22 protein-coding genes, 2 tRNA genes, 1 other RNA gene and 1 pseudogene are annotated in these 21,525 nt (G+C 35.2%); 2 read left to right on the forward strand and 24 right to left on the reverse strand.

The annotated features are described in order from the left end of the window. Positions 1–85 precede the first annotated feature (85 nt). Together CP357_RS02860 and CP357_RS02865 are read right to left on the reverse strand one after the other, a co-directional pair. Positions 86–158: transfer RNA gene (locus CP357_RS02860), tRNA-Gln, on the reverse strand. Positions 159–163: 5 nt separating this feature from the next. After that, positions 164–235: transfer RNA gene (locus tag CP357_RS02865), tRNA-Glu, on the reverse strand. A gap of 80 nt (positions 236–315) precedes the next feature. On the opposite strand from CP357_RS02865, the gene CP357_RS02870 reads away from it, so the two are divergent. Further along, complete coding sequence (locus tag CP357_RS02870) at positions 316–1,329, forward strand: serine hydrolase (RefSeq protein ID WP_098036497.1); 1,014 nt, start codon at positions 316–318, stop codon at positions 1,327–1,329. A 97-nt stretch (positions 1,330–1,426) separates the two neighbouring features. Here CP357_RS02870 and CP357_RS02875 read toward each other — a convergent pair whose 3' ends face one another. From CP357_RS02875 to CP357_RS02885, 3 genes are all read right to left on the reverse strand, one after another. Further along, positions 1,427–2,806 (reverse strand): MFS transporter, encoded by a 1,380-nt coding sequence (locus CP357_RS02875; RefSeq protein ID WP_098036498.1) that lies wholly within the window; start codon positions 2,804–2,806, stop codon positions 1,427–1,429. A 127-nt stretch (positions 2,807–2,933) separates the two neighbouring features. Next, positions 2,934–4,274 carry a glucose-6-phosphate isomerase gene (locus CP357_RS02880; RefSeq protein ID WP_087235341.1) on the reverse strand — a complete coding sequence of 447 codons (1,341 nt, stop codon included), beginning with the start codon at positions 4,272–4,274 and terminating at the stop codon, positions 2,934–2,936. A gap of 76 nt (positions 4,275–4,350) precedes the next feature. Next, positions 4,351–4,965: a VanZ family protein gene (locus CP357_RS02885; RefSeq protein WP_098036499.1), complete on the reverse strand. Its 615-nt coding sequence runs from the start codon at positions 4,963–4,965 to the stop codon at positions 4,351–4,353. A 124-nt stretch (positions 4,966–5,089) separates the two neighbouring features. Between CP357_RS02885 and CP357_RS02890 the strand changes: the two genes are divergently transcribed. Beyond that, complete coding sequence (locus tag CP357_RS02890) at positions 5,090–7,291, forward strand: LTA synthase family protein (protein ID WP_098036500.1); 2,202 nt, start codon at positions 5,090–5,092, stop codon at positions 7,289–7,291. 51 nt (positions 7,292–7,342) lie between these two features. On the opposite strand, the gene CP357_RS02895 is transcribed toward CP357_RS02890, so the two are convergent. The 19 genes and pseudogenes from CP357_RS02895 to CP357_RS10660 all read right to left on the reverse strand — a co-directional run bounded on the left by CP357_RS02895 (position 7,343) and on the right by CP357_RS10660 (position 21,307). Then, complete coding sequence (locus tag CP357_RS02895) at positions 7,343–8,800, reverse strand: HAMP domain-containing sensor histidine kinase (RefSeq protein WP_098036501.1); 1,458 nt, start codon at positions 8,798–8,800, stop codon at positions 7,343–7,345. After that, positions 8,800–9,522, reverse strand: a complete 723-nt coding sequence (locus tag CP357_RS02900; protein ID WP_025005110.1) for a response regulator transcription factor — start codon at positions 9,520–9,522, stop codon at positions 8,800–8,802. The genes CP357_RS02895 and CP357_RS02900 overlap by 1 nt, the downstream gene beginning before the upstream one ends. Next, positions 9,522–9,914: an SdpI family protein gene (locus CP357_RS02905; RefSeq protein ID WP_025005111.1), complete on the reverse strand. Its 393-nt coding sequence runs from the start codon at positions 9,912–9,914 to the stop codon at positions 9,522–9,524. Before CP357_RS02905 ends, CP357_RS02900 begins: the two co-directional genes overlap by 1 nt. A gap of 34 nt (positions 9,915–9,948) precedes the next feature. Continuing rightward, positions 9,949–10,914 carry a mannose-6-phosphate isomerase, class I gene (gene manA / locus CP357_RS02910; RefSeq protein ID WP_098036502.1) on the reverse strand — a complete coding sequence of 322 codons (966 nt, stop codon included), beginning with the start codon at positions 10,912–10,914 and terminating at the stop codon, positions 9,949–9,951. Positions 10,915–11,006: 92 nt separating this feature from the next. Continuing rightward, positions 11,007–12,056 (reverse strand): MalY/PatB family protein, encoded by a 1,050-nt coding sequence (locus CP357_RS02915; RefSeq protein ID WP_098036503.1) that lies wholly within the window; start codon positions 12,054–12,056, stop codon positions 11,007–11,009. A gap of 8 nt (positions 12,057–12,064) precedes the next feature. Beyond that, a pseudogene (locus CP357_RS02920) lies at positions 12,065–12,941 on the reverse strand (DUF3737 family protein). Positions 12,942–13,108: 167 nt separating this feature from the next. Further along, positions 13,109–13,476: a transfer-messenger RNA gene (ssrA, locus tag CP357_RS02925) on the reverse strand. Positions 13,477–13,527: 51 nt separating this feature from the next. Then, entirely contained in the window at positions 13,528–14,712 is a 1,185-nt protein-coding gene (locus CP357_RS02930; RefSeq protein WP_098036504.1) for an acetate/propionate family kinase, read from the reverse strand. Positions 14,713–14,757: 45 nt separating this feature from the next. After that, positions 14,758–15,759, reverse strand: coding sequence for a class I SAM-dependent methyltransferase (locus CP357_RS02935; RefSeq protein WP_087235389.1), 1,002 nt, complete (start codon positions 15,757–15,759; stop codon positions 14,758–14,760). Positions 15,760–15,929: 170 nt separating this feature from the next. Continuing rightward, entirely contained in the window at positions 15,930–16,430 is a 501-nt protein-coding gene (locus CP357_RS02940) for a ComGF family competence protein (protein WP_035434033.1), read from the reverse strand. Between the two features lie 7 nt (positions 16,431–16,437). Then, positions 16,438–16,707 (reverse strand): hypothetical protein, encoded by a 270-nt coding sequence (locus CP357_RS02945; protein WP_198995849.1) that lies wholly within the window; start codon positions 16,705–16,707, stop codon positions 16,438–16,440. Further along, positions 16,704–17,135: a prepilin-type N-terminal cleavage/methylation domain-containing protein gene (locus CP357_RS02950; RefSeq protein ID WP_087175669.1), complete on the reverse strand. Its 432-nt coding sequence runs from the start codon at positions 17,133–17,135 to the stop codon at positions 16,704–16,706. The genes CP357_RS02945 and CP357_RS02950 overlap by 4 nt, the downstream gene beginning before the upstream one ends. Next, positions 17,104–17,451, reverse strand: a complete 348-nt coding sequence (locus CP357_RS02955; protein WP_087175668.1) for a prepilin-type N-terminal cleavage/methylation domain-containing protein — start codon at positions 17,449–17,451, stop codon at positions 17,104–17,106. The genes CP357_RS02950 and CP357_RS02955 overlap by 32 nt, the downstream gene beginning before the upstream one ends. 10 nt (positions 17,452–17,461) lie before the next feature. Next, positions 17,462–18,463, reverse strand: coding sequence for a type II secretion system F family protein (locus CP357_RS02960; protein WP_025005119.1), 1,002 nt, complete (start codon positions 18,461–18,463; stop codon positions 17,462–17,464). After that, complete coding sequence (gene comGA, locus CP357_RS02965; protein ID WP_025005120.1) at positions 18,432–19,406, reverse strand: competence type IV pilus ATPase ComGA; 975 nt, start codon at positions 19,404–19,406, stop codon at positions 18,432–18,434. The genes CP357_RS02960 and comGA overlap by 32 nt, the downstream gene beginning before the upstream one ends. Before the next feature lie 146 nt (positions 19,407–19,552). Next, complete coding sequence (locus tag CP357_RS02970) at positions 19,553–20,281, reverse strand: YebC/PmpR family DNA-binding transcriptional regulator (protein WP_003626106.1); 729 nt, start codon at positions 20,279–20,281, stop codon at positions 19,553–19,555. Between the two features lie 90 nt (positions 20,282–20,371). Then, positions 20,372–20,887: a VanZ family protein gene (locus CP357_RS02975; protein WP_056945447.1), complete on the reverse strand. Its 516-nt coding sequence runs from the start codon at positions 20,885–20,887 to the stop codon at positions 20,372–20,374. 94 nt (positions 20,888–20,981) lie between these two features. After that, a complete protein-coding gene (locus CP357_RS02980) occupies positions 20,982–21,167 on the reverse strand; it encodes a type Z 30S ribosomal protein S14 (RefSeq protein WP_025005122.1) in 186 nt (61 codons plus the stop codon). 8 nt (positions 21,168–21,175) lie between these two features. Further along, positions 21,176–21,307, reverse strand: coding sequence for a hypothetical protein (locus tag CP357_RS10660; RefSeq protein ID WP_255404976.1), 132 nt, complete (start codon positions 21,305–21,307; stop codon positions 21,176–21,178). Between the last annotated feature and the right edge of the window lie 218 nt (positions 21,308–21,525).

Consider the following 21,525-nt stretch of genomic DNA (forward strand, 5'->3'; position numbering starts at 1 on the left):
ATCAGTGCTTTAAAAGTCTAATATTAATTGTCAATGTCTTAACTTAATGACATTGGCTGAAATAGCTTAAACCTTTTCTTTATTATTGAGATATTGGGGCTCGAACCCAAACATCCAGGAACCAGAATCCTGTGCCTTACCAATTTGGCTATATCTCAATTAATCACCCGTACGAGAATTGAACTCATAACTCCACCTTGAGAGGGTAGCGTCTTAACCATTTGACCAACGGGCGAGTCAACATTAATAATTATGCTTTTTTCTTCTATGCTTGTCAAGTCATTTTGTCTATAATAATTGAGTGGATGGTGAAAAATGATAGACTATAATAAAACACAACATTTAATTGAATCAATGGTCTTTGAAAGAGTTGTACCGGGCGTAAACTACACTTTCATTAAAGATAAACAAATCTTTACCTCAACGACAGGATTTGCTAGTATCTACCCTACCGTGACTCAACTTAGTCCATTTGCTGAATATGACTTGGCTAGTCTAACTAAAGTCTTAGCTACTGAAAATGTACTTTTAAAGCTTTATGATCAAGGCAAGCTTAATTTTACCGAGCCTTTAAAAGAGTTTGTCCCAGAATTTAAAGATTCGCGTATTCGTCTTTATCATCTTTTAACTCACACCAGTGGTATTCGCGGTTGGATTCCGCATCGTGATGAACTGGATCATGATGAATTACTAAAAGCAATTATCAATTTACCCGTAACTGACGAGTTTGAACATAAAATGCGCTATGCAGATACCAACTTCATTTTATTAGGCTTGGTTATCAAAAAGATTTTCAATCAACCTGTACAAGACGTTGCCACGCAAGAAGTATTCAGCCAAATGCCGCTGACTCACACCACATTTTCACCTAAAAAAGATGCTTGTGTACCAACTGCAATCGTTGATGGACGGGTCTTACAGGGCATCCCACATGATCCTAAGGCACGACAATTAGGTGCAGATTGCGGCTCCGCCGGACTTTTCTCAACCATGCAAGATTTAATCACCTTCAGTCAAGGTTATCTCGGACTAAAAAAAGAGATATTACCTTACAGTCAAAAAACTGTTAGCCTGCTTTTTGATAATAAAAATCCAGCTGGTGTAAAGCCTCGCTCTTGGGGCTGGGATCTACGCTTTGATCCTAAAAATCATTATCCAATCATTTTACACACCGGTTTTACCGGTACATTAATGATTTTGGATCGCGTTAAACGATCAGGCTTAATTTTATTAACCAATCGAATTCATCCTACAGGTCATAATACGGTTTTTCTTGCAATGCGAGAAAAAATTATCCGTAGCTTTTTAAAAGAAAATAACAAGATATAAGAAAAAAGGACGACTGTGTGTCAGCCGTCCTTTTTATCTCTCACTAAATTTCATCATTCATATACTATTATAACTTATTTTAAAGTAATTGTCTTACTTAATTATTATTTTCTGCTTTAAACATTTTCCAATCACTAAAGATAATAATTAAACTAATGATCACTGTAAAAATAAATGCTGCTTGACTTCCCTGAGCCGTTCCTAATGAATAAGTTATATTAGGCTTTTTTTGCCAGATAGATATAATCGCAGCCAAGATAGTTGTTCCAACGGAGCCAGCTAATTGTTGACTAGTTTGACAAACAGCCGTAGCATCCGCACGCAATTTTCCTTTTTCTACCTTAAGCGATTCTGCTAAAGTATTGCTAAAGGACATTCTATGCCCTAACATCATGATGCCGTAAAAAATGACAATCATCAATACACTTAAATTCAAGCCAAAAATCATGAATAATAAGCACCCAAGCATCATAAAACTGCCACCTAAGTAAAGTGGCAATTTAGCGCCCTTTTTATCATACAAGCTGCCAAAATAAGGATTGAGTAAACCGGCGATAATACTACCGGGGAGTAATATCAATCCACCAATTAAAGAGTTTTGATGCCCAACAATTTGAACGTAATTTGGCAATACAAAACTGATACCAATATTATTAAACTGTAAAAGGAAATATGCCAAGGCACCCCACACAAAGGCCTTTTGTTTAAAAACAGCTAGATCAAGCAACTTCTTGGTTGATTTCTGAGATAATTTAACAAAAAACAAAACCAAAATAGCCGTTGCAATTAATAAAAGCCAAAATAGAGGATTGGTGATTCCCTTACTAATTTGATTAACGCCCACAGTTAACGTAATAAAAGCGCTGGCTAAAATTATAAACGCTAGCCAATCAAAATCGCTTTTAACTTGTTCATGATATTTGCCAATCACTAGAACACCTGCGATGAAAACAATCAAAGCAATGATAGTCGCAAAAATAAAAATCCAGCGCCAAGATAGATAAAAATTAGTAATTCCACCAAAAGCAGGACCTAAAGTTGGAGCCATAGCGACTACTAACCCAGCAATTCCCATATAAACGCCCCACTTGTCGCGTGGAATAATCTCGGTAACCAAATTAAACATTAACGGTGTACTAATTCCTGCACCTAATGCAGAGATTAAACGTCCTAAAAGCAAAATTGAAAAATTAGGCGCAAACGCACTAATTACGCTGCCGACCATAAAACCACCACAAGCTACTACAAATAGTTGTTTAGCAGTAAAGCGTTCATTTAAATACGATGAACAGATCATAATAATTGCAATGGTTAAAAGGTAGCCTGTAGTAGTCCATTGAACAGTATCTAGAGCTACATTAAATTGTTTCATCATCGTAGGGAAAGTTACATTTAAACTAGTTTCTGTCAAAATTCCCACGAATGACATAAACGCTGCCGATAAAACAGCTAAAATATTTTTAGTTTTTTCTTTCATACAGATCCCTAATTTAATCTTCCAAACAAAAAGAGTAGAAACCTCAAAAAAGTTTCTACTCTTTCTTTAATTAGCTAATGCTAACTATATTCAACCGCATACTATCAAATATGCTGAGTAAAATTAATTATTTAAGACGCTTAGTTAAGTCGTCGTGTAAGTTTTCGTAACCTGGCTTGTTAAGAAGACCAAACATGTTACGCTTGTATTCTTCAACACCTGGTTGGTTGAATGGGTTAATACCATTCAAGTAACCTGAAATAGCAATTGCTAATTCGAAGAAGTAGATCATGTAACCAAGAGTGTGTTCAGTTTGATCTGGAATGTTAACAGTCATAACTGGTACGCCACCGTCAGTGTGGGCTAAAACAACACCTTCGTAAGCACGATCGTTTACGTAGTTCAAGCTCTTGCCTTCCAAGAAGTTAAGTTGATCCAAGTTCTTTTCATCGCCAGGAATCTTAACATCGTGACGTGGTTTTTCAACACGGATAACAGTTTCAAATAAGTTACGAAGACCTTCTTGAATGTATTGACCAAGTGAGTGTAAGTCAGTAGTGAAGTTAGCACTTGATGGCCAAATACCCTTGTTGTCCTTACCTTCTGATTCACCCATCAATTGCTTGCACCATTCACCGAACATTCTAAGATTTGGTTCATAGTTTTCAACAATTTCAGTAGTGTACCCCTTGCGGTAAAGGATGTTACGAAGAGCAGCGTATTGGTATGGTGAGTTCTTGTGAACATCAGTATCAGTGTAATCTGCACGAGCATCTGCAGCACCCTTCATCAAAGCATCGATGTCAGCACCTGCAGCAGCAATTGGAAGTAAACCAACAGCAGTAAGAACACTGTAACGACCACCAATATCATCTGGAACTACGAATTCTTCGTAACCTTCTGCGTCAGCTTCAGTCTTCAAAGCACCCTTTTGACGGTCAGTAGTTGCGTAAATACGCTTAGCAGCTTCTTCCTTACCGTACTTCTTGATCAACTTATCCTTGAAGATTCTGAATGCTACTGATGGTTCAGTAGTAGTACCTGACTTAGAAATTACGTTAATACTAAAGTCCTTGTCGCCTACCCATTCAATCAAGTCGTAAAGGTATGAACCTGAAAGTGAGTTACCACAGAAAACAACAGTTGGCATGTCTGTCTTTTCCTTGCCGTAGAAGTTGCTGTTCAAAAATTCAATTGCAGCTTGAGCACCAAGGTATGAACCACCAATACCGATGCAGACCAAAACTTCTGAATCATTTTGGATCTTCTTGGCAGCCTTCTTGATACGAGCAAATTCATCTTTGTCGTAATCTACTGGCAAGTCAAGCCAACCACGGAAATCATTGCCAGCACCAGTACCATCACGGAGTTCAGTGTTAGCAGCATTTACCATAGCTTGCATTTCGCCTAATTCATTTTCATGAACAAATGGCGTTAACTTACTACTATCAAAATTAATTAAACTCATAAATCTGCTTCCTAACTATTATAAAAATTTCACATCCTTATTTTAACAATCTTATTTATCGAATACCAGTATCATTTTACAAGCGCATACATAATTTTTTGAAAAAGAGATAAATCAAATAGCCTAAGATCGCACCACACGTATTAAAGAAGACATCATCAATGTCACTAACACCAGTTGATAATAAAAATTGCAATGTTTCAATGGCAATTGAAAACAGCATCCCCATCAAAATAGTTTTAAAAAATGATTGCTTCTTTGAAAAAACAATTGGAAATAATATTCCAAACGGCACAAAACACATAATATTGCCCAGTGAATTGTAAAAGAAATCTAACCTGCTTGGCGCATAAACTAATTTCCACGTTTCCTTCATAAAAACTAAATTAACATCACTCAACGGCCTATTAAAATTAAACACAAGTTGCCATGGAAAATAAGTATCTCTGAACGTTGTCAACATTAAAATCAAAATTAGATAAAATGCAAAAATCCAAACACTAACTTCCGATTTAATTGATCGTCTTCTTCTAACAAAAAGAAGCCAGATCAACCGTAAAACCGCAAAAATAAGAAAGTAAAAGAAGGCTTTATCTAATGCTAAAAAAGTTAATTTAACTAATGCAAAATGATTAATACTAGTCGCATAACGTTCTGCTAAAAAATTATAAAGTGGGCCGAAAAACAGCATGCTTTGCCTCTTTCTAAATTATTCCTTCTAGATTATAACCATTTTTTCAAAAGGTAATTATTAAAAAATGCATAACTCTTGATAAATCGTTGTTTTAAGCAGAAGGAACCTTTAAAATTAAAAGATGTTAAAGGAGAAAAATATGAAAAAGAAAATTAGCAATTTTATTCAAACAAGAACTGGATTTTTGGTTCTTTTGGTATTTTGGTTTTGGATAAAATACATTTTTGCCGCTTATTTCGACTTTAATTTAGGTTTATCGGATCCTTACCAGCACGTTATCATGTGGCTCAGCCCGATTGGGACTGCTGTAATTTTGATTAGTATTGGCTTTTACATCCCTAAACCTATTATTTCCTATATCGCCATGTTAATCATGGATTTTGCAAATACTGCTTTGCTATTTGCAAACATTATCTACTACCGGCAATTTACTGATTTTTTAACCATTAAAACAATGACTAATGCTGGCAAGGTCTCCCAAGGCTTGGGTAAAAGTACTGTTGCTTTACTCCACCCTACCGACATCTTAATTTGGATTGACCTTATCATTATCATCATCCTTTTGGTTATTCATAGAATACGAATCGATCAAAAATCATACGGGCTGTCAACTCCCATCGCTATTACTTCAGTTGGAGCATTGATTACTACTTTGAACATCTTTCTGGCTGAGACTTCCCGTCCACGCCTTTTAAGAAATACCTTTGACCGTTCTTATGTAGTGAAATATTTGGGAATTGATACTTTTACTGCTTATGATGGTTTCAAGAGCGCACAAAACGTTCAGGTAACCAAAAATGCTAATGCTTCAGATCTAAATGAGATTTTGAATTTTACCAATAAGATTCATTCTGCTCCCTCATCCGCATATTTTGGCGTAGAGAAAAATAAAAACGTAATTGTCATTCACTTGGAAAGTTTTCAACAGTTTTTAATTAACCTTAAGGTTAATGGCAAAGAAGTGACACCGTTTTTAAATTCACTTTATCGAAATAAACATACTTTGAGTTTTGATAACTTTTATCATCAAGTTGGTTTAGGTAGAACTAGTGATGCTGAAAACATGTTAGAAACCAGTACATATGGGATTTCAGATGGATCATTATTCACTTCACTTGGTTCTGAGAATACGTTCCAGGCAGCTCCCCAAATTCTGCGTCAAGATGGGTATACTTCTGCTGTATTCCACGGGAATGTCGGTACTTTCTGGAATAGAAATGATGTCTATAAAAATATGGGCTATAACTATTTCTTTGATAAGAATTATTTCAGTACACAAAATAAAGACAATATTGGTTACGGTTTAAAAGATAAGCTGTTGTTTTCCGAGAGCATCAAGTACCTAGAACAAATGCAACAGCCATTTTATGCAAAATTCATTACTGTTACTAACCATATTCCATTTGATCTAGATAAGGATGATCGCGATCCTAACTTTAAGACCACTAAAACGAGCGATCAAACTATTAACAACTATTTTGAAACTGCTCATTACTTAGACGAAGCAGTTCATGAATTTTTCAACTATCTAAAAGCTTCTGGCCTCTATAAAAATAGTATGATAGTAATCTATGGTGATCACTATGGATTAAGTAATTCCGAAAATGAAACCTTAGCTCCAATTATTAATGAAAGTGCTGATACTTGGAACACATATAACAATGTGCAAATGCAAAAAGTTCCATTCATGATTCACGCTGATAATTTAAAAGGAAAAATCAGTCACGAAATTGCTGGCGAAATCGACGTTCTTCCAACCTTGCTTCACCTACTTGGAATCAGTAATAAGGGCTATGTTCAATTTGGTAGCGACATGCTTTCTCCTCATAGACAAGATTGGATCGTCTTTAGAAATGGTACTATTGTCAGCTCCAAATATATTATCGTTGGAGGCAAGGGAATAAAAGGAACAGTTTACAATCGAATTAACGGTAGACAAATTATTAATTTTAGCCCGCAGGAAAAGAAAGAAATTACCGCTTTAGCTAAAAAAGCTAAAGATTCTCTTCATTATTCTGATTTGCTTAATAATCATAATTTACTACGGTTTTACACTCCAACAGGTTTTGTACCAGTTGATCCAACTCAGTTTAATTACTCTACTAATTATCAAAAGATGATCTCAATCAGACAAGACCTAGCAGATAGTTCTACTTCACTTTACAGTGAAAATCATAACCGTTCTACAACCAAGCTCTATAAGACTGATGCTTCTGAATTGCACAATCGTGAAAAAGATATTACTAAAGTGCCAGAAGAAGTACTTAAGAATCAATTAACCGAGCAAAATAAAAGTAGCACAGAAAAAAGTGATAAAAACTAAAGAAAATTAAAAGGCATTCAGCTGTATAAAATTGCAGCTGAATGCCTTTTTCTATTCATCTTTGCTTATAAATTGTTCATAGCCTTTATCATAAAAGATAACCGTAAATGTTGATCCTTTGCCAGGTGCAGAAGCCACTTTTACTTTACCACCGTGCTGTTTAATCAATGAGGAAACAATGGCCAATCCTAACCCAGATTCGCCTGTGCCCATCCTCGCTCTTGATGGATCAGCCTTGAAAAAGCGTTCAAAGATAAACTTAGTTTGGTCTTTACTCATGCCGATACCATCATCCTTGACAGATATTTCACTAGCATGTTCCAATCTTTTACCAGAAATTTGAATGTGACCATCATGCGTAAATTGAATGGCATTTTGAACCAAGTTGACCATCACCTGCGTAAATCGATCACGATCTGCATAAATTGGCAATTTTTCTGGACCAGCAACACTAATTTCGTCTTTAGCCTTTTGAGCATTTTGTTTTAACTGTGACTTTAAGTCATGCAGAATTGGCATTGCATCAAAATCTGTTTTAATCAACATGATCTGATTATTACGGATTTTTTCATAATCCAAATTTTCATTAACTAACCTAATTAAACGTTTAGTCTCACGTTGCATTAAATCAATAGACTTAGGCTTAGATTCTTCCGGAATGGCGTCATACTGCAAGCCCTCCAGAATGCCATTAATAGTTGTCAAAGGTGTTCGCATTTCATGAGCTGCATCAGCCATAAATTGATCACGCTGCTTTTCTTGTGCCTTAACTTCTTCATTTGATTGCTTAAGTGCCTTAACCATTTTATTAAAGTTTTCAGCCAGCTGATCAATTTCATCACTGTCTTTATGATCGATCTGTACATTGAAGTTTCCTGAGGCAACTTTTTGCGTTGCCCGAGACAACCGTTTGATTCGTTTAGTTGAATAATATGAAATGATAAAGCTAAGAATAAGTCCAACTGCTACAGTGATTAACAAAGCCCGCAATAAATTGCGCTTAGCCATATATATTGGTCGCTCAACATGTTTTACCCTAGAACTAATCCACGCTATACCAACCAAATTTTTTCCATTCATCCAGGGGACTAAGACACCAGTATATGCGTCCTTAGTTAAACCAATTGGGGAATTTTCAGTATGGTTATTCTGGATGCGAATCTCTTGTCCATTTTGCAAAGTAGAAAAAATCTTATCAGACAATTGAACTTTGGCATTGACCCGAGGATAAATTTGCGTATTTTTATCATCAAAAATACGTAAATGAACGTCATCTCCACGCAATACAAATTCTAATTGATTCAAGAAATTATCATTTAGTAAAGCTGTGCCGTTTTTGCCATCCGTTTCAGCTAATTCTCCCAACGAATTAGCATAACTTTCCATTCGTTGATAATTTTGCATGTAAGCCTGATTACGGGCATATCCGATTTCTGAATAACCAATAATGGAAATTGTGGTTACGATAATCAAAAGAAAGCCCAGCATGTTCTGATAAATTAATTTCATTATTTGACCTGCGAATCGTCAAACTTATAGCCGACACCCCAGACTGTTTGAATAACTTTGGCGCCAACTTTTTCTAATTTTTGCCGCAATTTTTTAATATGAGCATCAACGGTTCGTTCTTCACCATAATACTCATATCCCCATACTAACTCTAATAGCTGATCACGTGAAAATACTTGCTTAGGCTTTTGAGCCATCGTATACAGTAAATCAAATTCCTTAGGTGTTAAATCGACTACCGGTTGATCATCAAACAAAACTTCTCGTCTATCCTTAGAAATTTTTAGATGAGGTGTTTGAATTTCATATTCCTGATTAGTATTTTCTTGCGTTTGAACATCTTCTTCCATCATCACACGACGATGAAGGGCCTTAATTCGTGCAATCAGGGCAATTGGACTAAATGGCTTAGTCACATATTCATCAGCACCAATTCCTAATCCCAGAACTTGATCTGATTCACTGCCCCTAGCAGTAAGCATGATAATTGGAACAGTAGGAGAAATAGCCCTTACTTCCTTAGCAACCTGAATCCCATCTTTTTTTGGCAAATTCAGATCTAATGTAATCAAATCATACTTATCTGCATTTTCTTTAAACATATCGACGGCTTCGACACCGTCGACGGCGATATCTTGCTGCCAACCTTCTTTTTTGAAAAACATTCCCATCATTTCAGCGACAGAACTGTCATCTTCAACCATTAAGATTCTCAAACTCATTATCGATCCCTAAATCCTTTTGTTCTTTGACGTTTTACTTGATCGGGATCGACATAGTCATGTGGCAATTCATGTCTTTTACTTAAAAAAGATTTGAGACTTTTTTCAGTAAAGACAATTGGCAATAAGATAAATAAATAAAAAGTTAATAGCCAAATGAGAAAATAGCGATCCCAATTCAAATAGTGAATAATTAACCCTATTACGACTTGAATCAAGCCGAATAAAATACAATATAAACTTGCCCTTCTTTGAGCAAACTTAAAACTATCCTTGTTAACTTGCGCTAGATAAGATAAATAGCCATAAATCCGATTAGGCTTCTTGGCTGGTGAAATCAACCAAATAATTCCAATCACTGCCATTATTGAACCACAAGCGACATAGATCACAATTTCTCACTCCTAAATCTGATAAAATAAACGGTTATTCCTCACCAGGTGCAGACATAACTATTCTCATTTTACCAGTGAAAGTGAATTTCTTCATCTCATTTGGAATAATTAAATTAGTTCCTAATTTCAAATCATATGTTTTGCCATCAGCTTCAAGTTTTCCTTCGCCTTTAATGACTGAAACTAAAAGATATGGATGATCCTTTAACCCTGTTTTCCAAGTACCATCAAGGTCAATTTGCCATAAGTAGAAGTGTGGTGAAATTGGTGGTTCTACCAAAGTCTTAATTTCTGCATCTTGATCCTTGCTGGTCTTAATATCAAGCTTAGGATCAACATGAGGTACAGTAGTTACATCAATTGATTTTTGCGTATGAAGTTCACGCTTTTTACCGGTCTTCTTGTCTACTCGATCATAATCGTAAAGACGGTAAGTAACATCACTTGATTGTTGAGTTTCAATTACCAAGCAACCCTTAGTCAAAGCATGGATTGTACCTGCTGGAACGTAGAAAAAGTCGCCAGCCTTAACTGGAACTTTTCTGAGCAACTTGTCCCATTCACCCTTATGGATCATATCAGCTAATTCTTCACGAGTCTTAGCATAATGACCATAAATAATGTAGGCACCTGGGTCTGCTTGCATGACGTACCAGCTTTCAGTCTTGCCGGAATCATTTTCTACTTTTCTAGCATAATCATCATCTGGGTGTACTTGCACTGATAAATTATCATTGGCATCCAAGAACTTAACCAAAAGTGGAAATTCCTTAGCCTTAGGATTACCAAATAATTCTGGATGTTTTAAATAAACATCTCTTAAAGACATACCCTTAAGTGGACCTTCAGTTACTACTGAAGCATCATCCTTATAGCCAGAAATAATCCAAGCCTCACCGACTTCTCCTTCTGGAATATCATAGTGAAAAATATCATCTAATTTGCGTCCGCCCCAAATCTTTGGTCTAAAATACGGGGTTAAAAATAATGGTTCCATTTAAATCACCTCACATAAAGTATATACTTTGAGGCTATAAAAATGAAACCCTTTTCTTAATTATATATCTACCTTTTTGTTTACATGTAAACCTATTTGCTATACTTACTGATTCCTTCTACCAATCGCTTCATTCCGTCTTTTACCATTGCTAATGGGCAGGCTAAATTTATCCGAATGAAATCTTGTCCGTTACCGCGATAAACACTACCTGCTGAAACAATTAGACCTGTCTCTTTTCTCAAAAAAGCAGCAAAATCTGCAGAATTATCAGTCACTTTCTGTACATTAATCCACATCAAATAAGTGGCATCCCCAGAGACAACTTTTACCTCAGGAACATTTTCTTGAATGAACTGACTGACATAATCAAAATTCTCATTTAACTGTTGCTTTAACTTCTTCAGCCAATCATGCCCCTCTTCATAAGCAGCATGAAGTGCAGCCACATTAAAAGTCTTGCTTGGTGAAACCAAAGAAATTACATTGCTTTTAGCTTCAATTGAAAATGCTGGTGTATAGCCCTGTCCTTTTCTGACTAAGTCACCATGAATCTCATCCGAAAGCAAAACCACATGGTGTTTTTGACATAATTGTGCAATTTTTTGAACTTCTGCTTTAGTCCAAACCTTACCAATAGGATTGTGAGGATTACAGAAAATCATTAACGTAGTGAGTGGATCAGCTAATTTTTCTTCTAAATCTGTCCAATCAATGCTGTAATGTTCACCATCAAACACTAAATTACTTGATAAAACATGGCGCCCATTATTCAAAATAGAGTTGTAAAAAATATTGTAAACAGGTTCTTGAACTAGAACATTATCGCCAATATGCGAAACACGCCGCACAATCGATGAAATCGCGGGCACAACTCCCGTGGTAAAGATCATCCAATTGGTTTGCGGACGATATCCATGTTCTATTTCATACCAATCCGCTACCGCATTAAAATAATCAGCTTGTGGCCACTCATAACCAAAGGCACCTAATGAAACTTTTTCTTTCATTGCCTTAATGATTTCCGGTGCTGTTTTAAAATCCATGTCGGCAATCCACATCGGTAATTCACCTGGCTTAACATCCCACTTTACTGAATCCGTATGACTACGATCAGGTGCATTTTTAAAATCATATTCCATTATTATCACTAATCCTTTGGTTTTTGATTATTATCTAAATGCTTTACCTTTGAAATTATCTTTGGACAATTGATTTTCGTTTTTTCAGGATCAATCTTATTTGAATCCATAGTTAAAATTCCAATTTCTGGCGCTACAATTTTACCTGACACGGAATTTTTAACACTATCAATTTTACTAGTCACTTCTACATCCATATCTGAAACATATTCAAAAGCTAAATCAGTATGAATAAGTGAACTATTTTTAATTTCAATATGATCAATATAATTTAATCCTTGATCACTTTCGATTTTACAATTAATGAATTTAATATTCTCAGTATTCCAAGCTAGATACTCACCATCAATTGTTGAATCATAGATAGTCCATTTTTACAATTCCAAAAAGCATCTTTAGAGACAAAAGTTGAATTGTGAACCTCAATATTTTCAGCACCATCAAAAACATAATTACCAACTACACTCACGTGATTTAGATATATATTCTTGCTATCCTTGCCAAAATAGTCGCCATTAATTTGTGAATTAGTAATTCTAATATCATTACAAGTCCACATCGTTTCTTCTGCATTGGCAAAATGAACATTGTCCAATCTAATATGACTTGCTCTTCTAAATAGTTTAGGCGCTTGTAAAGCACTATTCTTAATAGAAATGTTTTTAGTATACCAAATTCCACTCCTAGACATTATTTCAAAGGTAGTATTTTCTACTTCTACATGATCGTCATACCATAATGGATACTTCCATGTAAAAATTGAATCTTTTAATCTGACATTATTTACCTCCTTTAAAGGAGATTCACCATGACCAAAGGTAATGCATCATTAATGCCATAAAGTATCCTTTCCCCTTCAAAGTATTTATTTTTGTATTTAATCATTCGCTCACCTATTATCTGTAAAAACAGTTTTCTTTAGGTTCCATTATAAATAGCAGCTTTTATAATGTTTAATACTTATTTTTAGGGCAAAGCTATAACTAATTATTATTAATAAATAAAAATAAAAGCCTTGCTAGGAATCATATCCTAGCAAGACTTTTACTATTGTATGGAGATGAGGGGAATTGAACCCCTGTCCAAACGCATTCCGTCACTGACCTCTACGATCATAGTTATATTACTTGAACTTCACTAGCCCAAAACGCCATATAACAGGGCTAGGATGAGCTAGCTAACCTGTTAAGACTCTTTTCAACTATTCAGGTGAGGTAGTTAAACGTAACTCGTTAAAGTTGATACTCAGTGTCAGCCACGAGTAAACCGACAAAGAGCAACGCATGCGCTAAATTAAGCAGCTAATGCGTAAGAATTTTTGTTATTTGCAGTTATATTTAACTGTAACGTTTTTACGTAGACGTAACCTACGAATCGCAGTCAATGCGAATCTACGCCTGTCGAATCCCAAAACATCCCCTTGAGACTCTACTATTGTAGCATAGACAAATGAATCCTGCGAATAAAAAGCTTAATTAATATCAGTTAAACGAACTACATCACGTTCAATGATTAATTCTTCGTTAGTTGGAATAACCATTGCCTTTACCTTAGAATCTGGCTTAGTAATGAAATGTTCGCCGTTTTCTTCATTTGCTTCGTAATCTGGTTCAACGCCCATGTATTTGAAAGCATCCATTACTTCTTTACGTACGCCCATATCATGTTCACCAATACCAGCAGTAAAGATAATAGCATCAACGCCGCCCATTTCAGCAATATATGAACCAACGTAACGCACAATTCTATTAATGAAGATTTTTCTAGCTAACTTAGCACGATCTGTGTCGCTTTCACGAACATCACGCATATCTGGAGAAATACCTGACAAACCAAGTAAACCAGATTTGTGATTCAAGATATGAATCATTTCATCCATTGACTTACCTTCAACATGCATCAAATGTTGAATAAGTGATGGATCAATATCACCTGAGCGTGTAGCCATCGTAATACCAGCAATTGGACTAAAGCCCATTGAAGTATCAAATGATTTACCGTCTTTTACAGCAGTAACTGAAGCACCTGAACCTAGGTGACAAATAATCAACTTCAAGTCTTTTAGATCTTTACCAAGCATCTTAGCAGCATGAGGTGCAGTATAACGGATTGATGTACCGTGGGCACCATACTTGCGGACGCCATATTTTTCATAATATTCATAAGGAAGAGAATATAAGTAATGAACTGGATCTAGAGCGCGGTGGTAAGTAGTATCAAATACAGCTACTTGTGGCACCTCTGGCAATACGTTCATAAATGCTTCAATTCCACGGCCTTCAGCTGGGTTATGAAGTGGAGCGTAATCTTCTAATTCATAAATCTTAGGCAAGTTTTCCTTAGTGATAATAGTAGAATCAGTAAAGTATTCACCACCATTAACTACACGGTGACCCACACCAACGATTTCATGTAAATCATCTACTACATTGAATTGCTTCAAGAATTTAATTAATAAGTTAACTGCAGCTTCTTGATCGGCAATTTCTGTTTTTTCTACATGCTTACTGCCATCAGCCAATTTAATTTCAAAGGAAGCATTGTCTAATCCAACACGATCAGCCATACCACTTGCAATAACTTTTTCATCTGGCAATGAGAATAATTTATATTTAAAAGATGAACTACCAGAGTTAATTGCCAAAACCTTTTTCATAAAAATAATTTCCTCCTCTTTCAATAAAAGTTAAGTAATCCCGAATTAATGATTGATTTTAGTATACCACTCGTTCAATTTGACATTAAAACGAATCAAAGCCTCTTCTTTCTTCAGAGAATCTAGTTTAGTTAACAAAACTTCACTAGCCTTGGCATCTTCTCCATGATTTTGGAAAACAAGGATCGACTTTTGATTAAATTTATTTTTAAACATATCATCAGGCAATTCGACAATGGCTTTCAAATATACCTTTTTCGTTAACCATGGCATAAAATCAGCACCAATCTTGCCTGATAAAATTGATTTAGGAACAACTAAAAATGCATAACCCGCAGGTTTTAAGTTCTTAATTATTTGTTCAATTAATAGTAAGTGTGCAAATGAATGACCTTTTTCTGCTCGATTTTCAAATTTTTTAGCATTTTCATCAACTGGATAATAGCCAATCGGCAAATCGCTTACTACTACATCCGGATTAGAACACATCCATGGCATTAATGCATCTTGACAATAAAGTTCAATGTCAAAGTCATTCAAGTGTGCTGCCACATCTGCTAAGTTAAGCATTTCTTCATCATTATCAATTCCGACTAATTGATAGTTATCTTTAGAATGGTTTAAGGCCTTTAATTGTGAAATGATTGAAAACAGCAGAATTCCAGTACCAATTGTAGGATCAACTATTTCAACCTTTTCATTCTTCACCAATTTATGCATTAACATTGCAATTACAGTTGAAATTGCTGGTGGTGTTGGCATCTTATTAACATCAAAGCCATCATCATTAATTGCTTTTAAAGTTAAAAAAGTAAAAACTTGCGCCTTATCTTTTTGACTAATCTCATCATAATCAAGTGACTGATATTTTTTACTTAATTCTGCAACAGTTTGTTCATCTGGTGCACCATTTTCGACTTTGATTTTACCTTGCTCTAAATTATCAAATGTTTCAACTAAGGCTTCTGTAAATGAAACATTCAGGGCTTTTTGCAAAGTTTGTACGCAATCTAAAAATTGATTAAAAAGTTTCTCAAATTTTCCCATAACGTCCCTCCATTACCTCCATTATTTTAAAGAAAGGAAAGAAGAGGTGCAAGGAAAGTTATTTACCAGACAAATATTTGATAATCATCAAATTATTCTCCATGCTTGCGCAATAGACTTCTTGATACATTTTGATAAAAAGCAAAGTCGTAATTAAAACTAAAATGCTGCTAAGCAATGCGCTTCCTTTTATTTTTAACAATCTTTTTCTCTCTTTCTGGTTTAGGTTCTTCATCAAGCTTGAAAACTAAATCTGATTTTCCTTTATTTTCTTCTACTACATGAATGATAATTTGATCTTTTTTAGTGACAAACTGAGCCGATTTTATATTGAAAATAAGCGGCATATATCCACCCCGCCCAGCTCCTGCTTTTGATACCTTTAAAACATGATTTTTTAAATAATATTCAATCGCATACTGTTCTTTTTCATCATTTTTATTAACTCGCATAAAAACTATCCTATTGCTTTTGGAATCTTTCACGATTGGATAAACAGTTTTCGTATCCTCAGTATGCATAAAATTATTCAACTGCACATATGCATAAGCAATATCATTTACATGCTGATTTTCATGCATGTTGGCTCTTTTAATACTTAACAGCAGATTTTGCAAAATGGAAAGGACCAGGATAGTAATAAAAAGAGAAAAGATGACTTCTGCTAACATGAATCCTTTAGTCTGCAATCTTGTATTTTTGGTTAGTATTTTTATCATTAAGATAATGCTGCCCTATCCTTTCATAAACGTGATCATGTACCGTTATCTGATCCAGATTGTTGGCCTTTAACACATGATAGGCATAGACACGATCAGTTTTTAATTCCATTTCACGACCATTTTTTTGACTTTCAGCAACAATTAAGTAAAGGCAACTTACAGCAAATAGTGAAATGATAATGGCAATGGCGCTTTCGAATATAAAAAATCCCTTTACTTTTTTCATTTTGCCATTCGTCCCCATAGCATTTGATATTTCACAGCTTTTTTCATCCCATAACCGCTAAACGTTATTGTCCCAGGAACAGAGCGTCCAGTTTTAGTAAAAACAAATTTGTTCAAACCTTTAATATCAATATTTTTATCAATATTTACTTGCTTTTCATGACCACCACCGATTAATTTTATATAATGTTGATCCTCGGAAAAAATGACGGTAACGGCATGTCCCTTTATCGTGCTAATTCGAGATGCTTGATCAAGAGCAGCATTTACTTCTCTTACTGTATTATCAAAAATTAAACGGTGTTGATATTTTTGCAGTTGTAAACTGCCAATTAACAGCATCCCGCAACAAATAGCTAAAGTAATCATCGTTTCAATCAAAGTAAAAGCTCTATATTTATTTCTTATTAATCTCAGTAACTTTGCCATTTTCTAATTTAAAACTCTTATTTGCCTTTTTTACTTGATCTTTAGTTAAAAATTCACCCTGTAAATCTTCAAATTTGCTAGGTGTATCGTGTCCATCATCTTTATACATTTCCACCTGTGTTTGCAAAGTAGTCTTAAAGGCATCTGAAGTTCTCGTTTCTGCCTTTTCCTTTTGATTCAACATATTTGGCACAATCAACACCATCAAAATGACGATAATAGCAATCACAACCACCATTTCAATTAGAGTAAAGCCTTCTTGTCTACGGCTTTTAGCTAAAATATTTAACAAATATTTCTTCATTTTCTTTTTCATATTTTTCTCCTTAAAGTCCTTGCATCATTGAATACATTGGCATTAATAATTTCAAATACATGCCAATCACGCAAAAGCCAATCAAGATAAAACAAAATGGCTGTACGTTAACAACTAATTTTTCTATTTTTTGAGTTAAATCAATAAATAAGCTACGCCCTAACATTAAGCAGCTTTGACTTAAGTTTTTTCTTTCCGAACCTGTTTTAAGCAAAACTAACAAGCTATTCGGTAAAAAGACTTCTTGTTCTACGATCTCTTCCAAATTTGTTCCTTCAGCTAATTGATGCCCTATTTTTTGTCCCAAGGCTTGCTGCAAGGATCCTTTTTCCTGCTTTGATGCGTATTCACACATTTTTTGCAATGAAAAACCACTGGCTAAAAGCATCCCAATGTCATACACGAGCAAATAATTCACATATAGCAAAATCACTGGTCCAATAATGGGATATTTCGTTAATCTTTGCATTGAGTCGTAATCCTGTTTGTTGAGTAAAACAATTATTCTTGCTAAAAAATATATTCCAGCAAGTACAACTCCAATCAATCCTAGCATGACCAAATCACCAGAATGCTCATTACCATCGCTAAATTGAGTAGAAATAAATGACTGCATAAAAGCAAGTAAAATCACCATCATAATTGCTAGGACAAATGGATAGGATAACTCTGCTCGCAATTTTTTAACTTGTTCTTGCTTGAGTCGACTAAGAATAGATAATTGATTCAAACATTCAATTAAGTTTCCTTGCTGCAATGCCAAATTAACCTGCGTCACCGTTGTTTTTGAGAAACCTAATTGAATTAATTCAGCACTAAAACTATTCCCATCTTTCATTCGCTTAACCAGTTTTTGCATTAGTTTCTTTTTCTTTGGCCACAAAACAGGCATCAGCTCTATCGAATTAATCAATGAAAAACCATTTTCTAAACTATGTTTTAAATAATCTAAAAAAACGAGTTGTTCTTCGCTATTTAGCCTATCCTTCTTTGAATTGCTCATATATTTCATCATCGATTTTCCCTCCTTTCCGCAACAACTGCATATTCTCTTGCCAATTAACGAAGTCACTGCGCACGCTTAGCTGCAATTCCTGATTTAAAAGTTCGCCTTTAGCAATATCCATTAGACACTGCATCCCTACTGCACTAGGCAACAGCCTTTGGTAAGACACAGCAGTCAAGCAATTAGCTAATTCATCATTCTTGATGCCTAAACTCTCCAAACGTGAGATAGTCTGCAAAGTACTTTTAGCGTGAACCGTCGCAAAAACTAAGTGTCCACTCAAAGCTGCATCAACTGCTAATCTTGCCGTACCTTGATCACGAATTTCTCCAATAATCAAAATATCTGGACGGTGTCTCAAAGCTGCTTTTAATAAACTTTGATAGTCAATTCCGGCTTCATTATTGACTTGTGACTGCAAAAAAGTAGGTTCATGAACTTCAACTGGATCTTCAATAGTCATTACTACTTTATTGGGACTTAATTTTTTTGCGACTTCATACATCGTAGTTGTTTTGCCTGACCCAGTGGGTCCACTAGTCACGATCAATCCTCGATGCAAAGCTGATCTTTCTAACGATTCTATTTGCTGAGGAAAGAAATATTTACTTTGCTTAATCTCATAAATTATTCTAATGACCAGTGATTCTTGATCTGAAAAGTCACCCAAACTAGAAAGACGCAAATAATATTCTTTTTGATCAACCTCGTAAGCCATTGCTCCTACTTGAGGTCTACGATGTTCTGCAATGTCCATCTGAGCGCTATATTTAAAGAAGTTAATAGTTTCTTGTCCCTCATTCAAGGAAAGGTCGGTTTGGGTAATTACACCTTGGTTAGTTCGAAACTGTACAACCATCGTTTCCTTTTTCGGAAAAAAGAAAATATCACTCGCCTTACTTGAAATTGCGGAAGTGAGTAATTCATTGATAAATTCCTTTGTTTTCATAAAAATCCCCCTTTTTTGCCTCACACTATTTAATACGCAAAAAAAGGCGATTTTTTTCTGAGAAATTTAAAAAATTTTATTCTTTTAGAAAAAAGAGCAAAAAAATAACCCAACCAAATTGGTTGAGTCATTTATCTATTTAATAATTAGTCTTCATCAGCTGCTGCAGTGTAAACATTTTGAACATCGTCACTATCTTCAAGAGCATCAACTAAGTGTTCAAATTGTTCCTTCTTGTCTGCTGGAACTGGAGTAGTGTTTTGTGGAATCATAGTCAATTCAGCATCTGCAAGCTTGTAACCATCTTTAATAAGTGCGTCACGAACATCTGCAAATTGCTTTGGATCAGTGTAGATTTCAAATGCATCATCACTGGTTTGAAGATCATCACCACCAGCATCCATTACATCAAGCAATACTTGATCTTCATCAGCATCAGTAGTTGAACGGTCAATTACGATGTAGCCTTTACGATCAAACATGTAGGCAACAGAACCAGTAGCGCCAAGTGAACCACCATTACGAGTGAAGGCAACACGAACATCTGAAGCAGTACGGTTCTTGTTATCAGTCAAAGCTTCTACAAAAACAGCAACACCACCTGGAGCGTAGCCTTCATAAGTGATTTCATCGTAGTGTTCTTCTGAACCACCTTCAGCTTTTTTGATTGCCCGCTTGATGTTGTCCTTAGGCATGTTGTTTGAACGTGCCTTATCAATTACCATACGTAAGGTAGGATTCCCATCAGGATCAGGACCACCACTCTTTGCAGCCATATAAATTTCACGAGATAACTTTTGGAAAATTTTACCTCTCTTTGCGTCTTGCGCATTCTTGCGGCCTTGAATATTGTGCCATTTTGAATGTCCTGACATAAGGATCCTTCTTTCTTTTTTCTAATATTAATTAACGATATTATCTTAACTCACAGCACCTCAAAATTCAATGGTGTCAAATATTTAAAACTATTTTTTCTTCGTCGAATACTTATTTTTCAAAAATAGAATTAACATTACTAAAATAATCGCCGTTAAGGCACCAGATGCATCCAATATTACGTCATGTACGCTCGGTGTTCTATCTCCAGTCAAAAACTGATGATATTCATCAAAAGCCGCAAAAGCAATAGCCGCAAACCAGGTCAAAATTGGAGCTAGCCATTTAATTTTAAAAATGCGGCGCAAGCCTAAATAGCCAAAGCCACCTAATAAAAAGTATGAGCCAAAATGGGCCATCTTACGCAGAACAAATTGAGCAAGTCCTGCTCTACCATCTAGTTGTGCATTATGAAGGCGCCCACCATATGTAAAATTCCAGCCAGCTACAATATTTTCAAGCCAGCCAAAATATTTACTAACTGTGCCATCATGCAATTCCTGTTCATGATATGTCATTGAACTAGAAATAAATAAAAATACCAATACCAATAAAGCTAACAACAAAAAAAGCTTTTCTCGTTTCGTAAAATGAAATTTCTCCATAACTCTTTCCCTTAGTTTGATTTGAATAACTTCTTTTTACTTTAACAAAAAAAGCGGACTACGTTTAACTTTTTCATGTATTTTATAATTATTTTTACCAACTAGCTTTCTTTACGCCTGGAAGTTGACCTTGATGTGCTAAATCACGCATGCATTCTCTGCAAAGTCCAAACTTCCGGTAAACAGAATGCGGACGTCCACAGCGTTCACAACGCGTATATTCTCTAGTTGAAAACTTTGCTACTTTTTTATTACGAATAATTTGTGATGTTTTTGCCATAAAAACCTCTATCTATGTCTTCTAATTCTTTTTACAGCAAGCTTCTTCTCCTTAGTTAAGAAATACAAGCCTACAAAAATAATACCGATTGCAATAAATTGAGCGTTCACTAGCATCCCCCCTTTCGTTTTCATTTTCATTTTTATTTTTCTTACTTTTTGTTAGTTTTATTATGCATGCTTACATTAAATAAGTAAAGTGCTAAATCAAAAATAGAAAGCGTTTTACACTGGTCCTAATAGTAATTTGTAGGTAAAATTTATAGTTGTAACAAGAGAGGAGACCGAATGCGCGAAAAATTTAAAAATAAATCGCCGGTATTTTCGTCTATCTAGTGGGAGTAAATAATTTTTAGATT

Source organism: Lactobacillus sp. UMNPBX6 (genome assembly GCF_002553975.1).
Classification (GTDB): Bacteria; Bacillota; Bacilli; order Lactobacillales; family Lactobacillaceae; genus Lactobacillus; species Lactobacillus gallinarum.

Excerpts from the sequence above, each read along its gene's own strand:
- CP357_RS02870 (WP_098036497.1), top strand. The coding sequence starts at position 316 with ATGATAGACTATAATAAAACACAACATTTAATTGAATCAATGGTCTTT.
- CP357_RS02875 (WP_098036498.1), bottom strand. The coding sequence starts at position 2,806 with ATGAAAGAAAAAACTAAAAATATTTTAGCTGTTTTATCGGCAGCGTTT.
- CP357_RS02880 (WP_087235341.1), bottom strand. The coding sequence starts at position 4,274 with ATGAGTTTAATTAATTTTGATAGTAGTAAGTTAACGCCATTTGTTCAT.
- CP357_RS02885 (WP_098036499.1), bottom strand. The coding sequence starts at position 4,965 with ATGCTGTTTTTCGGCCCACTTTATAATTTTTTAGCAGAACGTTATGCG.
- CP357_RS02890 (WP_098036500.1), top strand. The coding sequence starts at position 5,090 with ATGTTAAAGGAGAAAAATATGAAAAAGAAAATTAGCAATTTTATTCAA.
- CP357_RS02895 (WP_098036501.1), bottom strand. The coding sequence starts at position 8,800 with ATGAAATTAATTTATCAGAACATGCTGGGCTTTCTTTTGATTATCGTA.
- CP357_RS02900 (WP_025005110.1), bottom strand. The coding sequence starts at position 9,522 with ATGAGTTTGAGAATCTTAATGGTTGAAGATGACAGTTCTGTCGCTGAA.
- manA (WP_098036502.1), bottom strand. The coding sequence starts at position 10,914 with ATGGAACCATTATTTTTAACCCCGTATTTTAGACCAAAGATTTGGGGC.
- CP357_RS02915 (WP_098036503.1), bottom strand. The coding sequence starts at position 12,056 with ATGGAATATGATTTTAAAAATGCACCTGATCGTAGTCATACGGATTCA.
- CP357_RS02930 (WP_098036504.1), bottom strand. The coding sequence starts at position 14,712 with ATGAAAAAGGTTTTGGCAATTAACTCTGGTAGTTCATCTTTTAAATAT.
- CP357_RS02935 (WP_087235389.1), bottom strand. The coding sequence starts at position 15,759 with ATGGGAAAATTTGAGAAACTTTTTAATCAATTTTTAGATTGCGTACAA.
- CP357_RS02940 (WP_035434033.1), bottom strand. The coding sequence starts at position 16,430 with ATGTTAGCAGAAGTCATCTTTTCTCTTTTTATTACTATCCTGGTCCTT.
- CP357_RS02945 (WP_198995849.1), bottom strand. The coding sequence starts at position 16,707 with ATGAAAAAAGTAAAGGGATTTTTTATATTCGAAAGCGCCATTGCCATT.
- CP357_RS02950 (WP_087175669.1), bottom strand. The coding sequence starts at position 17,135 with ATGGCAAAGTTACTGAGATTAATAAGAAATAAATATAGAGCTTTTACT.
- CP357_RS02955 (WP_087175668.1), bottom strand. The coding sequence starts at position 17,451 with ATGAAAAAGAAAATGAAGAAATATTTGTTAAATATTTTAGCTAAAAGC.
- CP357_RS02960 (WP_025005119.1), bottom strand. The coding sequence starts at position 18,463 with ATGAAATATATGAGCAATTCAAAGAAGGATAGGCTAAATAGCGAAGAA.
- comGA (WP_025005120.1), bottom strand. The coding sequence starts at position 19,406 with ATGAAAACAAAGGAATTTATCAATGAATTACTCACTTCCGCAATTTCA.
- CP357_RS02970 (WP_003626106.1), bottom strand. The coding sequence starts at position 20,281 with ATGTCAGGACATTCAAAATGGCACAATATTCAAGGCCGCAAGAATGCG.
- CP357_RS02975 (WP_056945447.1), bottom strand. The coding sequence starts at position 20,887 with ATGGAGAAATTTCATTTTACGAAACGAGAAAAGCTTTTTTTGTTGTTA.
- CP357_RS02980 (WP_025005122.1), bottom strand. The coding sequence starts at position 21,167 with ATGGCAAAAACATCACAAATTATTCGTAATAAAAAAGTAGCAAAGTTT.
- CP357_RS10660 (WP_255404976.1), bottom strand. The coding sequence starts at position 21,307 with ATGAAAATGAAAACGAAAGGGGGGATGCTAGTGAACGCTCAATTTATT.